Annotated in this window: 12 protein-coding genes; 4 read left to right on the top strand and 8 right to left on the bottom strand. The window is 72.8% G+C overall.

Features of this window, described 5'->3' with window-relative positions:
* Nucleotides 1-41 precede the first annotated feature (41 nt).
* From VZF99_RS10250 to VZF99_RS10215, 8 genes are all read right to left on the bottom strand, one after another.
* Nucleotides 42-680: a GNAT family N-acetyltransferase gene (locus tag VZF99_RS10250; protein WP_120283877.1), complete on the bottom strand. Its 639-nt coding sequence runs from the start codon at nt 678-680 to the stop codon at nt 42-44.
* Between the two features lie 44 nt (nt 681-724).
* Nucleotides 725-1,387: a CueP family metal-binding protein gene (locus VZF99_RS10245; protein ID WP_182646352.1), complete on the bottom strand. Its 663-nt coding sequence runs from the start codon at nt 1,385-1,387 to the stop codon at nt 725-727.
* Between the two features lie 74 nt (nt 1,388-1,461).
* Complete coding sequence (locus tag VZF99_RS10240; protein WP_407334700.1) at nt 1,462-2,151, bottom strand: DUF305 domain-containing protein; 690 nt, start codon at nt 2,149-2,151, stop codon at nt 1,462-1,464.
* 35 nt (nt 2,152-2,186) lie between these two features.
* Nucleotides 2,187-2,627: a hypothetical protein gene (locus VZF99_RS10235; RefSeq protein ID WP_407334699.1), complete on the bottom strand. Its 441-nt coding sequence runs from the start codon at nt 2,625-2,627 to the stop codon at nt 2,187-2,189.
* Nucleotides 2,624-3,340 (bottom strand): hypothetical protein, encoded by a 717-nt coding sequence (locus tag VZF99_RS10230; protein ID WP_407334698.1) that lies wholly within the window; start codon nt 3,338-3,340, stop codon nt 2,624-2,626. The genes VZF99_RS10235 and VZF99_RS10230 overlap by 4 nt, the downstream gene beginning before the upstream one ends.
* 53 nt (nt 3,341-3,393) lie before the next feature.
* Complete coding sequence (locus VZF99_RS10225; protein ID WP_407334697.1) at nt 3,394-5,418, bottom strand: heavy metal translocating P-type ATPase; 2,025 nt, start codon at nt 5,416-5,418, stop codon at nt 3,394-3,396.
* Nucleotides 5,415-5,777 (bottom strand): ArsR/SmtB family transcription factor, encoded by a 363-nt coding sequence (locus VZF99_RS10220; RefSeq protein ID WP_407334696.1) that lies wholly within the window; start codon nt 5,775-5,777, stop codon nt 5,415-5,417. Before VZF99_RS10220 ends, VZF99_RS10225 begins: the two co-directional genes overlap by 4 nt.
* 228 nt (nt 5,778-6,005) lie before the next feature.
* Nucleotides 6,006-7,235: an oxygenase MpaB family protein gene (locus VZF99_RS10215; RefSeq protein WP_407334695.1), complete on the bottom strand. Its 1,230-nt coding sequence runs from the start codon at nt 7,233-7,235 to the stop codon at nt 6,006-6,008.
* A gap of 45 nt (nt 7,236-7,280) precedes the next feature.
* On the opposite strand from VZF99_RS10215, the gene VZF99_RS10210 reads away from it, so the two are divergent.
* The 4 genes from VZF99_RS10210 to VZF99_RS10195 all read left to right on the top strand — a co-directional run bounded on the left by VZF99_RS10210 (nt 7,281) and on the right by VZF99_RS10195 (nt 12,615).
* Nucleotides 7,281-7,874 carry a TetR/AcrR family transcriptional regulator gene (locus VZF99_RS10210; RefSeq protein WP_407334694.1) on the top strand — a complete coding sequence of 198 codons (594 nt, stop codon included), beginning with the start codon at nt 7,281-7,283 and terminating at the stop codon, nt 7,872-7,874.
* Nucleotides 7,875-7,998: 124 nt separating this feature from the next.
* The gene (locus tag VZF99_RS10205) at nt 7,999-8,748 is read left to right on the top strand and encodes a lytic transglycosylase domain-containing protein (protein WP_096907146.1); all 750 of its coding nucleotides are present in this window, start codon (nt 7,999-8,001) and stop codon (nt 8,746-8,748) included.
* 190 nt (nt 8,749-8,938) lie between these two features.
* On the top strand, nt 8,939-10,780 hold the full coding sequence (locus VZF99_RS10200) for an ABC transporter ATP-binding protein (RefSeq protein ID WP_407334693.1): 1,842 nt from the start codon (nt 8,939-8,941) through the stop codon (nt 10,778-10,780).
* Entirely contained in the window at nt 10,777-12,615 is a 1,839-nt protein-coding gene (locus VZF99_RS10195) for an ABC transporter ATP-binding protein (protein ID WP_407334692.1), read from the top strand. The genes VZF99_RS10200 and VZF99_RS10195 overlap by 4 nt, the downstream gene beginning before the upstream one ends.
* Nucleotides 12,616-12,774: the final 159 nt, after the last annotated feature.

Below are 12,774 nucleotides of genomic sequence, written 5' to 3'. Positions count from 1 at the left end.
GGCGTTCGTCGCGTGCGCGGAGGAGGTGCCGCCCGGCGGGTCTACTCCGCGCCTCCGTCGGGCCGGCCGGACCGGTCCGCGCTGTCGACGGGCCGACGGACCATGGCGGTCGAGGACTGACCGGGAAGCGTCGGCACGGAGCCCACCGCCTCGAACCCGAACCGCTCGTAGAGGCGACGGCTCGCCGGGGTGGTGGATTCGAGGAACGCCAGCGGGTTCGCGGAGTGGTCGACGACCCTCAGGCGGTGCTCCAGCAGTGCCGATCCGACGCCCTTGCCGCGGGCCTGGGGACCGGTGCCGATGTCGCGGATGTACCAGTGCGGTTCGGTGGGCCGATAGGCCTCGATCTGGAGAGTGTGCCGTGCGCCGCGGCCCAGGGGGAGCCGGCCCAGCGTCCACAGGGCCGCACCGGAGATCGCTCGCCGGGCGGTGCCCAGAGCGCCGGGCGCGGCAGGGGGCTGCCACAGGACGGCGCCGACGACGCGGCCGTCGTCCATCGCGACGTCGACCCACTGGGGGTGTCGCCGCACCCGGCGGAGGTAGTACGAGGTGAGTTTGGTGTGCCGGGTCTCGTCCTCGGGCAGCGTGACCGACCATGCGGGGTCGTCGCGGAACGCGTCGCTGAGGATGCGGGCGATCGCGGGCGCGTCGGCACGCGTGGCGGTTCGGACGGTGACCATGGGCGGGCTCCTGGCGGGTGCGGGTCGGGTGCGGCGTCGGGCTCTTACGTCAGGTGCGCCGTGGTCAGACAGGTGAGGTCGTCGTCGCCGGTGGCGATCGGCACTGTCGAGGACTTTCCGTCGTGCTCGACGGTGAGGGTGCCGGTGAGGTCGCGGGGGAGCCACAGGCCGACGAACCCGTTGTCGTAGGCCGTGCGGGTCTCGTCGACGACCGTCCGCCCCGTCTCGTCGGTCACGGTGATGTCGACGGGCTCGCCGGCCATCTCGCCGAGGCAGGTCGTCAGACTGTGGAAGAGACAGTCATGGGTCTGGTCCTCGTAGGGCGCGACGGACAGGTAGAACTGCTCGTCCGGCATCGGCAGGGTCGCGATGGAGCCGGCGGCGGTGTCGGTGAGGACGAGCTCGGTCGGCTGGACCGAGGCGAGGAGGGTGTCGGGGCGCTCGGCGACGGGCATGGTGTCGAGCCGCTCGATCACCCCGCGGGCGTCCATGTCGGTCAGGCCGTACCGGTCGAGGACCTCGGTCGCCGCGGCCTGGCTCGACTCGCTCTGGTTCTGCCCGCTGTGGTTCTGCCCGCTCTGGTTTTGCCCGCTGAGGCTCTGGTCCGCCTGGCCGGGTGGGGTGGCGCCGCAGGCGGTGAGGGTGAGCCAGCTCGCGGTGAGGGCCGCGGCCAGGGCCCGGCGACGGAGTCGAGGGGTGGTGGTCATTACTGGGCGGGCTCCTTGTCGGGTGTCACGCTGTCGGGCATCACGCTGCCGGGTGCCACGTGGCCTGTCAGGCCTCACATCGCGGCGAGCATCTCACGCATGGTTGCTATCTCCTGCTGCTGGGTGTCGATGATGGACCGGGCCAGGTCGATGGTCGGCTGATAGGTACCGTCCGATACCTCCCCCTGCGCCATGTCGATGGCGCCCTCGTGGTGGGCGATCATCTGCTCCAGGTACAAACGCGCGGCGTCGGTGCCCTCGGCGTCGAACAACTGCTGGAGCTCGTCGGCGGAGAGCATGCCGTCCATCATCGACATGTCGTTGCCCATCACGGGCATGCCGCCGCCACCGTGACCTCGGTGGCCGTCGCGCGGGCCGGGCGGTTGTCCCCACTGGTCGAGCCAGGCCGTCATCTGATCGATCTCGGGAGCCTGTTCGGCCTTGATCTTCTCGGCGAGGGCGGTGATGTCGGCGGGGATGTCGGATTTGGCCAGGATGATGTCGCTCATCTCGATCGCCTGCTCGTGGTGCGGGATCATCATCCGCACGAACATGACGTCGGCGGCCGAGCGCTCACCTTCATCGGCGGGAGCGTCGGCGCCGGGTTCGGGCGGGGCGTTCGTGCCGGGCTCCGCGCTGGCGTCGGCGGAGGTGCCGGCCGGGTCAGTCGCGGTCGCGGTGTCGTCTCCGCCTCCGGCGCAGGCGGTCAGGGCCAGCGCGGACGCGGTCACGGCAGCGGAGACCAAGAGCGTCGTGCGGGTCATGGCGGGTGTCCTCTCCTCGGGGATCGGGACCGTGCTCAGCCCAGGGTATGCAGAATCGCGAGTCCGAGCGCCCCGCACGCCGCGGCGACGAGAAGTGAGGCGAGCGTGCCGATGATGAACCGCTCGCTCACCGCGGGGTTCTCGCGGATCTCGGGGTATCGGCCGAGGGCCTTGATGGCCACGACCACCGCGGCGAGCTCGAAGCGGCCGGCGAGGATGGCCGCGGTGAGTCCGACGCGTTCGAGGATCCCGATCCACATCCCCCCGCGCAGGACCTCGCGGACAGCCGGGGCGGGGTCGTCGCGGCGGCGCATCACCGGGGTCCGCGTGTCGCCGCTGACCTCGACGGTCGGGGGTTCTGGCACCCGCGCCGAGCGCAGGACGAGCGACGCGATGGGCGAGCCGAGCGCGGCGGAGGCGATCAGGCTCAGCGCCACGACGATCGCGACGAGGATCCAGTCGGGCCAGCTGCTCATCGGTCGGCCTTCCCGCGCCCGCCGTCCGCGGCCTTCCCGCGCTGGCCGCTCGCCGGGCTGCCGGCCCCGCCCACGGCCGCGTCGTGCGCGCCGGCGAGTAGCCGGTCGAGCACCGGGTACGCGGCGCGCTCCTCGCGGATCTGCGACAGCCGCAGCGCTCCGGTGACCGAGGCGGGCGTGATGCCCAGCTCCTCGGCGGCGGCGACCTGGGTGGGGGAGCGGTCGACGGCGTCCACCACCCGCCACTGCGCGTCGGTGCGTCCGAGCACGAGTGGCGCCACCAATGCCCATACCGCCTCGCAGTCGGCGGCCCACGCCGTCGCCGAGCCGCGGTCGTCCCGCGATCCGGGGTCGCCCGACACCCGTATGGCCACCGAGCCGGGGAGGCCCTTCGCGGCGTCGACGGCGTCGCGAGCGGCGAGATAGGCGGCCCCGCGACCGGCTCTGGTCCCGGAGGAGTAGGACTCGTCGTCGACCTCCCCCGCCCCGACACCGCAGTGCCAGTCACCTTCGCGCAGGGCGACGAGCAGCGCCGACCGCACCGCGGCAGGGCCGTCGAGCAGGCCCTGGACCTCGTCTCCGGCCGTGCGCTCGAACGCGGCCGCGGTCGGGATGTCCGCCAGTGCGTCGATCAGGGCGGGTACCCGGTCGGCGCTCCTGCGGCTGTGGCGTTGGTCGATGGTCACCACGTACATGAGGCGATCGTGCCACACGCCGCCGACATAAGGTGAAAACACCTAAAATCTGCAAATTAGCCGTTATCGGCTCATTTGACGATCTGAGGCGTTCGGGCCTCACGCACGGGCGCCGTAACCGCAGGTATCGATGGCGTCCGCGCCGCCCGCAGCCCGTTGAGGATCACGATGACCTCGGCGATCTCGTGGACCAGGACCACCGCGGCGAGCCCGAGAACCCCGGTGATCGCCAGTGGGACCAGGGTCGTGATGAGGATCAGCGAGAGGACGATGTTCTGGTTGATGATCCGGCTGCCCCGGCGGGCATGCGCGAGGGCCCGGGGGAGGAGGCGCAGGTCGGTGCCGGTGAAGGCCACGTCCGCGGACTCGATGGCGGCGTCGGATCCGGTCGCGCCCATCGCGATGCCGACGTCCGCGGTGGCCAGTGCCGGGGCGTCGTTGATGCCGTCGCCGATCATCGCTGTGGGCCGGGTGCGGGCGAGCTCGGCGATCGCGTCGGCCTTGTCGGCGGGCGAGAGGTCGGCGCGGATGTCACCGATGCCGGCTTGCGCGCCGAGAGCGGCCGCGGTGCGTGGGTTGTCGCCGGTCAGCATGCTCACGCCGATGTGGTGGTCGGCCAGGGTGGCGACGACGACGAGGACCTCCGGCCGCAGTTCGTCGCGGATGCCGATGGCGCCGATCGGGCGGCCGTCGCGGTGGACCACCACCACGGTCATGCCCTCGTGCTCCAGGGTCGTGATCTGCCCGGTGAGCTCCCCGGCGGCGAGCCGGCGTGGTGAGCCCACGGTGACGAGGTGTCCGTCGACGGTGCCGCAGATCCCGTGCCCGGCGGCCTCCTCGACGTGCTCGGCGTCTGCGATTCCCGGCCCGGAGACCCGCGGGACTGCCGGGTCCTGCGGCGGGGCAGCGGAACTGGCAGCAGCGGTGATCGCCGCGGCCAGCGGGTGGGTGCTGTGGCGCTCGACGGCGGCGGCCAGGGACAACACCTCGGACTCGCTGGTGCCCGGGGTGGTGAGGACGCGGACGACCGACGGCTCGTTGCGGGTGAGGGTCCCGGTCTTGTCCATCGCGAGGTGACGGATGGTGCCGAGCCGTTCGAACGCCGCCCCGGACTTCACGACGACACCGAACCGGCTGGCCGCGCCGATCGCGGAGACCACGGTGACGGGCACCGAGATCGCCAGGGCGCAGGGCGAGGCGGCGACCAGGACGATAAGCGCGCGGGTGATCCACAGCTCCGGGTCGCCGAGCAGCGAGCCGAGGCCCGCGACGAGTAGGGCCAGCACGAGCACCCCGGGGATCAGCGGGCGGGCGATCCGGTCGGCGAGGCGGGCCCGGTCGCCCTTCTCGGTCTGGGCGCGCTCGACGAGGCCGACGATCGTGGTGAGCGTGTTGTCGGTGCCCGGGGCGGTGGTGGTGAGGTCGAGCAGGCCCGAGGTGTTGATCGAACCGGCGAGGACGCGGTCGCCCGGTGCGACCTCGACGGGGATCGACTCGCCCGTGACCGCGGAGGCGTCGACGCTGCTGTGGCCGCGGGCCACGATCCCGTCGGTGGCGACGCGCTCGCCCGGGGCCACGACGAGCGTCTCGTCGACACGGAGCTCGGCGGTGGGGATCTCGGTGGTGCGCGCCCCCTGGCGGACGGTGGCGGTGTCCGGGACCAGCGTCAGCAGGGAACGCAGGCCGGAGCGGGCGCGGTCCATCGCCTTGTCCTCGAGCGCCTCGGCGATCGAGTAGAGGAAGGCCAGGGCTGCGGCCTCCTCGACGTAGCCGAGGATCACGGCGCCCACGGCGCTGATGGTCATGAGCAACCCGATGCCGAGCCGGCCGCTGGTGAGCAGCCCGCGGATCGCTGCCGGGGCGAACGTCGACCCGCCGAGCAGCAGGCCGATCCAGAACAGGGCCTGGCCGGCCGGTCCGGCTCCCGACCACTCTGCCCCCGACGACTCTGCCCCCCACCACTCTGCGGCCAGGCCTGCGACGAACGCGACGCCGGACGCGGCCGGGATGAGGACCGCCGGGTCCCGCCACCACGGCCGGTCCCGGTCCTCGGGCTCGCCGGGCGTCGGTGCCTCGCAGCCGCACGCGGAGGTCATGACGCGCTCCGCGCCGCGGGCGCACCGCCGCAGGTGGGGCAGTCGGAGACGACGCACCCGGCGTCGCGGTCCACGGCGAGTGTGATGTCGAGCAGCGCGGTGAGTGCGGCCTCGAGGTGCGGGTCGGCGATCTCGTAGCGCATCTGCCGCCCCTCGGGCGCGGCCACGGCGATCCCGCAGTCCCGCAGGCACCCGAGGTGGTTGGAGACGTTGGGCCGGGTCAGTTCGAGTTCGCGGGCGAGGTCGGCCGGGTACCGGGGCCCCTCGAGCAGGCACAGCAGGATCCGGGACCGGGTGGGGTCGGCCATCGCCCGGCCGAGCCGATGCATCACGTCGAGGCGGGTGGCACGCGTCAGCATACGCTGAACTGTACAACGCACGCTGAACTGACGTTGAGCCACCAGGCGGCTGTCTGGCCTCCTCGCCGCCATAGCCCGCCGACAAGAGGAATTCGTGCACCCGTCTCTCGGGCGATACGCGCGAAATCCTCTGCTCGGCAGGCGGGAGGGCGGGCTGGGGCGCAGGCTGGGGCGCGGCCTGGAGCGGCAGGGATCGGCTGGGGCGGGCCCCTCGAGGGGAGTCCGGCGTCAGGTGGTGGCGGGGCGGCCGATGTCGGGCCGGGAGTCGCCGAAGGTCTCCTTGCGCTCGCGGGCCCGGACCTTCTCGCCCCACGACTCGAGCCGGGCCCGGCCCCACGGCGTGCGGTAGCGCAGGGTGTTGAGCGGGACCAGGTAGGCGTGAGCCCACGGCGGGCGCACCGGCAGGCCGAACTCCCGCATCGATTCAGGGCCGAGCAGCACGGTGAGCATGCTCAGCAGCCGCTCGTGCCCTACCCGGGCGCGCAGTCGGGGCAGCGGTCCGCTGCGGTGGCGGCGTCGTTGGGACTCCACCAGTGCCTGCGTGAGCTTCGGCCCGGCCTCGGAGATGCCGGCCTGGGACAGCAGGATGTGGTAGTTGACGCGGTGGCGTTCGCGCTCACCCTCGACCAGGTAGTGGTCGGCCACGCCCATGAGCCAGCCGACGTAGCGCCACATGTGCATCACCGCGTCCGAGTCCTTGCGGCTCACCGGCACGCCCAGGGTGCGCACGCCGAGCAGGACCACGGCGTCGAAGAGGCCGAGGGTCGAGGCCAGGTCGCTCTGGTTGATGGGCAGGCCCCAGCGCTGGCTGTCCCAGCGCGGCTCCATGGCGTTGTTGACCACCGCGTGCATGGCCCGCACGTGACCGGTCAGTCGCCACGCTTCACCACCCGGCCGCAGCCCGTCCGGGATGGACAGCGACATGGTCCAGTGGCTGGTCTCGGCCAGGCGACGCAGCGTCGTCTCGCCGGTCAGGCCGCCGGTCGCCACCAGCAGGTCGGTGGGGCCGCCGAACCGGTAGCCGCCGATGAGGGACAGCTGTAACAGGATGTCGGCGGCGTTCTGGCCGAACCGCAGGTAGGCCTTCTGTCCCCGCTCGATCTTCTCCCAGTCGACCCAGTCCGGGGTGTCGGAGAGATGCGCGATGTAGTCCCGCAGGATCTGAGGCGCGTCGTCGGGCAGGCCGGCCGAGCCGGAGTGCAGCGCCTCATCGAGCTGGCGGCGGGTCACCGCGCCGGGCTCGCCGGACCGCAGCCGCATGGCGCGGGCGAGCTGATCGCCCAGATCGTCGCGCTCGAAGTAGTCGCGACCGATCCGGTCCATGAGCTTCTCGTCGAGGTGGCCCACGCCGGCGATGGACTTGAGGGCGCGTCCGAGGCGACGGCCACGCTCCTCGCCCTCGCGGAAGCGCTGGGGGTACGGCATCACGGGTGCTGTCTTTTCGGGCGTCACGGTCATGACATGACTATGACGCGAGTAATTACTCGCATACAATTCGCGTCTATGAGAAAGGTGCCCAAGCAGGCGAGATCCCGCGCGATGGTGGAGCGGATCGTGGAGGCTGCTCGCGTTGTGCTCGTGCGCGACGGCTACGAGTCGTTCACCACCAACCGCGTCGCCGGCGAGGCGGAGGTCAGCCCCGGCTCGCTGTACCAGTACTTCCCGGACAAATCCGCGCTGGTCGCGGTGGTCATGGACCGGTGGTCGGCGGAGATCTCCGACCGGGTCGCGGCATCGCTCTCGGCCACGGGCCCGGTCGACGTGAAAAGCCCGGCGACGGCCCGGTCGATCGCCGACGCCCTGCTCACCGCGCTCGAGGCCGACGCCGGACTGCTGCGCATCATGTGGGAGGAACTGCCCGCGGTACGACACCGGGCGGCGCAGCACGCCCTGGAGCAGCGGGTCCGCGAACTCCTGGCGGTCTACCTCGCGGCCGCCGGCGTCACGAGCGGGGACCCGGCGGCCCGGGCGTGGGTGATCGTCATGGCGGTGGAGAACATCGCCGTGCGGTGGGTGCTGGACCGTCCCGCCATTAGCCGGGACGCGCTGCTCGACGAGCTCACCACGCTGGCCGGAGGCTTCGGCGCCCGCGGCTGACCGCGGCGGGCCCGCCGCTTACCTCGGCGCCCGCGGCTGCCCGGACGCGCGAGGCGCCGGCCCGCCGGGAATCGGGGGATACCCCGACGCGCTGCCGGGCCCCGCTCGGGCAGACTAGAGCGCAATGCCCACCCTGACCCCCCGCGCCACCGCGAGTCTCGCGGGCCTGGTCGCCGTTGCCGTGTTGTCGTCGTCGTGTTCCTACGGGCCCACCCGCGAGGCGCCGACGCCCATCCCCCCGGGCATCCCGCCCGCCGCCGGGGCCCCGGTGCCGAGCGTCGACATCAACGCGCCCGGCCGCACCTCCGACCAGCTGCGCGAGTGGGCGGCGGGCCTCAACGAGCCGATGAATATCCCTGTCGCCGCACTCGCTGCCTACGGCAACGCCGCCGAGACCATGCGGCAGACCCGTCCCGAGTGCAACCTCGCCTGGACGACGCTCGCCGGGATCGGGCACGTGGAGACGCGGCACGGCCGGTACCGCGGGGCGTCATTGAGTGACGACGGCTACGCGCTCCCGCCGATCATCGGCATCAAACTCGACGGCTCGCCCGGCTTCGCCGACATCCCCGACACCGACGGCGGCGAGCTGGACGGCGACACCGAGAACGACCGGGCCGTCGGGCCGATGCAGTTCATCCCCGAATCGTGGCGCAAGTACGGCGTCGACGCCAACGGAGACGGGCGCGCCGATCCGAACCAGATCGACGACGCCGCCGTGTCCGCCGCGCGCCTGCTGTGCACGAACGGGGGAGACCTCTCTCAGGCCGAGAACTGGCAGCGGGCCGTGCTGTCCTATAACGCGTCGCGCGAATACGTCATGGACGTGCGCGACGCGGCCGCCGCCTACTCGGTGGGGACAACCGCGCCGTGAGGGGGCGCAGTAGGGGACGCCACGCTGCGTGCTGCCTCACCCATCGGGATGCGCCTGACCTACGGGGCCCCGCAGGTGAGGCGCAATCCGACAGGTGAGGTGTGGGCGCCGCTGTGGGCGCGCCGCGAACTACGCTGCTGAGTCGGCCGAGTTTGCAGGCGAGATCACCAACGGCGGGAGTCCCACACCCATGTCAGCACCGACGTCGACGCGCCGGCAGTCCGCGGGCGCCCCGACCACGGCGGATGCGCCGACCACCGCCAACGGGCTCCTGCTCCGCGCGGTCCGGCGCCGCCGGCACCTGGTGGTCCCCGGCCTGGTGCTCATGACCCTGTGGCAGCTGTGTGAGGCCCTGGTGCCCATCGCGATCGGTGTGATCGTCGACGTCGCGATCATCCCGCTCGACCGGTGGGCCCTGCTGTGGTCGGTCGTCGGGCTCATCGCGTTGTTCACCGTGCTCAGCCTCGGCTACCGGTTCGGCGCCCGGATGAGCAACCGGGCGCTGCAGGAGGAGGCGCACGATCTGCGGGTCGAGGTGACGCGGGTGCCGCTGACCCGGCGGCGCGCGATGGACGGTGCGAGCTCCGGTGACGTGCTCTCGGTGTGCTCGGCCGACGCCGACGTGGCGGCGTTGGTCTTCCGGCAGATCGCACTGGGCGGGTCGGCGGTGATCAGCATCGTGGGGATCTCGGTCTACCTGTTGTGGACCGACTGGCTGGTCGGGCTCATCGTGCTCATCGGCGTCCCGCTCAGCCTGGTGCTGGTCGCCCTGCCCAGCCGCGCGATCTCCCGGCACAGCACCGCCCAGCAGGCCGCGATCGGGCGGGCGAGCAGCCGCGCGACCGACATCATGGCGGGCCTGCGCGTGCTCAAGGCCGGCGGCGGGGAGCGCTGGGCCGCTGAGCAGTACCGCACAGCGTCCGAGGAGGCGGCCGCGGCGGGGATCGTCACCGCCGAGCGGACGGGGCGCGTGCAGGGCATCGGCTCGCTCGGCATGGCCGTGGTCCTGGCGCTGGTCCTGTTGGCCGCCGGGTACCGCGTCCTGGCCGGGGAGATGGAGATCGGCACGCTCGTCTCCGTGGTGGGCGTGGCCGTCTTCTTTGAGGAGCCGGTGCGGATGATCACCCAGATGGTGTCGATCTCCGCCCGGTCCCACGGCGCGGCGCAGCGGCTCGTCGACCTGCTGGGGTCGGCGCCGGTCGACGACTCCGGCGACGAGGTCCCCGCGGGGGTGCGGTTGGAGGTGCGCGGGCTGGCGCTGCCCGACGGCCGCCCGCTCGACCTGGAGGTGGCCGAAGGGGAGGTCGTCGCGCTCGTGGCCGATCAGCCCGCCGCCGCGAACGCCGTCACGCTGGCGATCGCCGGGCACGGCGACGGGGCCGACGCCGTCCTGGTGGGCGGGCACCGACGCAGTCACCTGGCACCCGCCATCGCCGAGCATCTCGTCGCCGCGCCGCACCGCGTGGACCTGTTCGTCGGCACCATCCGTTCCAACATCGCGATGCGGCACGGTGGCTCGGGGGACGACGACGAGCTCGGTGGCCCGGGGGTCGTCGGTTTGGGACATGGCGGCCCGGGGGACGACGACGAGCTCGGTGAGTCCGGTGCCGGTGGCGAGGCCGCCACCCCGATTACCCGTGAGGTCCTGCGCGCCTCGGCCGTCGCGGAGATCGTCGAGCACCTACCCGACGGGCTCGACCACGTGGTGCAGGAGGGCGGCCGGAACCTCTCCGGCGGTCAGCGGCAGCGGATCGCGCTCGCCCGCGCCCTTCACGCGGACCCGGACGTGCTGGTGCTCCACGAACCGACCAGTGCTGTCGACGCCGTCACCGAGTGGGAGATCGCCCAGGCCGTCCGCCGACTGCGGACGAGTCGGCCGCGGCAGGCCACGCTGATCGTCACGACGTCGCCGCCGTTCCTCGCGACCGCCGATCGGGTGGTCCACCTGCCCCGCAGCGGCGAGGCGCGCTCGGGCACCCACCTCGAGCTGCGCGAGGCGTCGGCCTCCTACCGGACGGCGGTCGACCGATGAGCACCACCGAGACGGGGGCGACCCGCGGGATGACGAACACCACCACCGCCACCGCCGCGGACGGCCCGGACGGCTCGGGCGCGGCGGGGTCCTCCGGCGCGCTGCCGCTGGCGACGGGCCGCGAGTCCCTGGCCGTCCTGTGGCCGCTGCTCCGGCAGCGGCGCGGATACCTGGCGCTGGTGTGCCTGGCCGGGCTGATCGGATCCGTGGCGGGCCTCGTCGCGCCATGGGTGATCGGCCGGCTCGTCGACGACCTGCCCGGCAGCGAGGACTACACCGCCGTGTGGATCGGCGCGGGCGCGATCGCCATGGCCGGCATCGTGGGCGCCGGCTGCACCTGGGCCGGCCAGGCCTGGCTCGCCCGGCTCACCGAACCGACCGTCGCCCGTCTGCGCGAGATGGTGATGGACCGCTCCCTGCGCCTGGGCGCGGCGCAGATGGAGACGACCGAGACCGGTGACCTCGTCTCCCGCGTCGCCGAAGACGCCCGCGAGATCAGCCAGGCCGCGACCGCCGTGATCCCGCTCGTCCTGCAGTCGGCGTTCACGGTGATCGTCTCCGGGGTCGGGCTCGCGACGGTCGACTGGCGGCTCGGGCTGGTGGGGCTGCTCGCCCTGCCCATGTACTGGACGACCCTGCGCTGGTACCTGCCCCGGTCCGGCCCCATCTATGCCGCCGAGCGCGCCGCGTTCGGCACCCGGGCGAGCCGTCTCCTCGGCGGGATCTCCGGGTCCCGGACCCTGCACGCCTACGACGCCCAGGACTCCGAGCTGGAGCGGATCACCGCCGCGTCCGCCCGCGCCCGGGACCTGTCCATCCAGGTGTTCCACTTCGTCACCCGCGCCTTCAGCCGCAACAACCGCGCCGAGGTCACCGTCCTCGGGCTGCTGCTGGTCGTGGGGTTCTTCCTCGTGGACTCCGGCGCCATCACCGCCGGTGCCGTGACGACCGCCGCGTTGCTGTTCCATCGGCTGTTCAACCCGATCGGTGCACTGGTCGGCATGGTCGATCAGGTCCAGTCCGCCGGAGCCTCGCTGGTGCGGATGGTCGGAGTCATCACCATGCCCGTGCCCGAGCGCACCGCCGCGCTGCACTCCACCGCCGCCGGGGCCGGCCCGCTCGAGCTCACCGGCATCACGCACACCTATGGAGAGGGCGCTCCCGCTCTGATCGACGTGGACCTCACGGTCGCGCCGGGCGAGGTGGTCGCGGTGGTCGGATCCACGGGCGCCGGCAAGAGCACGCTCGCGCTGGTCGCCGCCGGCTCGGTGGTTCCGACGCGGGGGAGTGCGCGACTGGGTGGGGTCCCGCTGACCGACGTCGACCCGGTGGAGCTGCGGCAGCACGTCACGATGGTCTCGCAAGAGGTGCACACCTTCGCGACCACCGTGGTCGAGAACGTCCGCGCGCCCCGGCCCGAGGCCGGCCTCGCCGAGGTGCGCGCCGCGCTGGAGACCGTCGGCGCGGACTGGGTCGACGACCTGCCCGACGGTATCGACACCCTCATCGGTGAAGGCGGACATGCGCTCGACCCCATGCAGAGCCAGATGATCGCGCTGGCCCGCGTCGAGTTGGCCGACCCGGACGTGGTGATCCTCGACGAGGCCACGGCCGAGGCCGGGTCCGCCGGCGCCCGCCGCCTCGACGCGGCCGCCGCAGCGGTGCTCCGCGACCGGGCCGGTCTGGTGGTGGCGCACCGGCTGAGCCAGGCGGCGGCCGCCGACAGGATCCTGGTGATGGACCACGGCCGGGTCGTCGAATCCGGCACGCACGACGAGCTGCTCCGGGCGGACGGGCGGTACGCCGAGCTCAGCCGGGCGTGGTTCGGGGCGTGAGGTCGGTAGGTGGCGGACTGCGAAGCCGGTTGTGGTGCGCGCGCCGCGAAGGGTGACGACATCCACGGCCGCAGCGGCCTGCCGGTGAGGAGTACGGACTCTGCGGCTCGAACAGAGCCGTGCTCACGTGGCTTACGGTTCGCAGGAGCAGCGCCCGGC

It is taken from the genome of Dietzia kunjamensis (genome assembly GCF_045689975.1).
In the GTDB taxonomy this organism is placed as follows: Bacteria; Actinomycetota; Actinomycetes; order Mycobacteriales; family Mycobacteriaceae; genus Dietzia; species Dietzia kunjamensis.
Note: the sequence above shows the minus strand (reverse complement) of the source record. Positions and strands in the feature narration are given on the sequence as shown.

What these genes read in the sequence shown, in the direction of transcription:
- VZF99_RS10240 (WP_407334700.1), bottom strand. Translation starts at nt 2,151, where the DNA reads ATGACCCGCACGACGCTCTTGGTCTCCGCTGCCGTGACCGCGTCCGCG.
- VZF99_RS10225 (WP_407334697.1), bottom strand. Translation starts at nt 5,418, where the DNA reads ATGACCTCCGCGTGCGGCTGCGAGGCACCGACGCCCGGCGAGCCCGAG.
- VZF99_RS10250 (WP_120283877.1), bottom strand. Translation starts at nt 680, where the DNA reads ATGGTCACCGTCCGAACCGCCACGCGTGCCGACGCGCCCGCGATCGCC.
- VZF99_RS10220 (WP_407334696.1), bottom strand. Translation starts at nt 5,777, where the DNA reads ATGCTGACGCGTGCCACCCGCCTCGACGTGATGCATCGGCTCGGCCGG.
- VZF99_RS10215 (WP_407334695.1), bottom strand. Translation starts at nt 7,235, where the DNA reads ATGACCGTGACGCCCGAAAAGACAGCACCCGTGATGCCGTACCCCCAG.
- VZF99_RS10195 (WP_407334692.1), top strand. Translation starts at nt 10,777, where the DNA reads ATGAGCACCACCGAGACGGGGGCGACCCGCGGGATGACGAACACCACC.
- VZF99_RS10210 (WP_407334694.1), top strand. Translation starts at nt 7,281, where the DNA reads ATGAGAAAGGTGCCCAAGCAGGCGAGATCCCGCGCGATGGTGGAGCGG.
- VZF99_RS10205 (WP_096907146.1), top strand. Translation starts at nt 7,999, where the DNA reads ATGCCCACCCTGACCCCCCGCGCCACCGCGAGTCTCGCGGGCCTGGTC.
- VZF99_RS10245 (WP_182646352.1), bottom strand. Translation starts at nt 1,387, where the DNA reads ATGACCACCACCCCTCGACTCCGTCGCCGGGCCCTGGCCGCGGCCCTC.
- VZF99_RS10235 (WP_407334699.1), bottom strand. Translation starts at nt 2,627, where the DNA reads ATGAGCAGCTGGCCCGACTGGATCCTCGTCGCGATCGTCGTGGCGCTG.
- VZF99_RS10200 (WP_407334693.1), top strand. Translation starts at nt 8,939, where the DNA reads ATGTCAGCACCGACGTCGACGCGCCGGCAGTCCGCGGGCGCCCCGACC.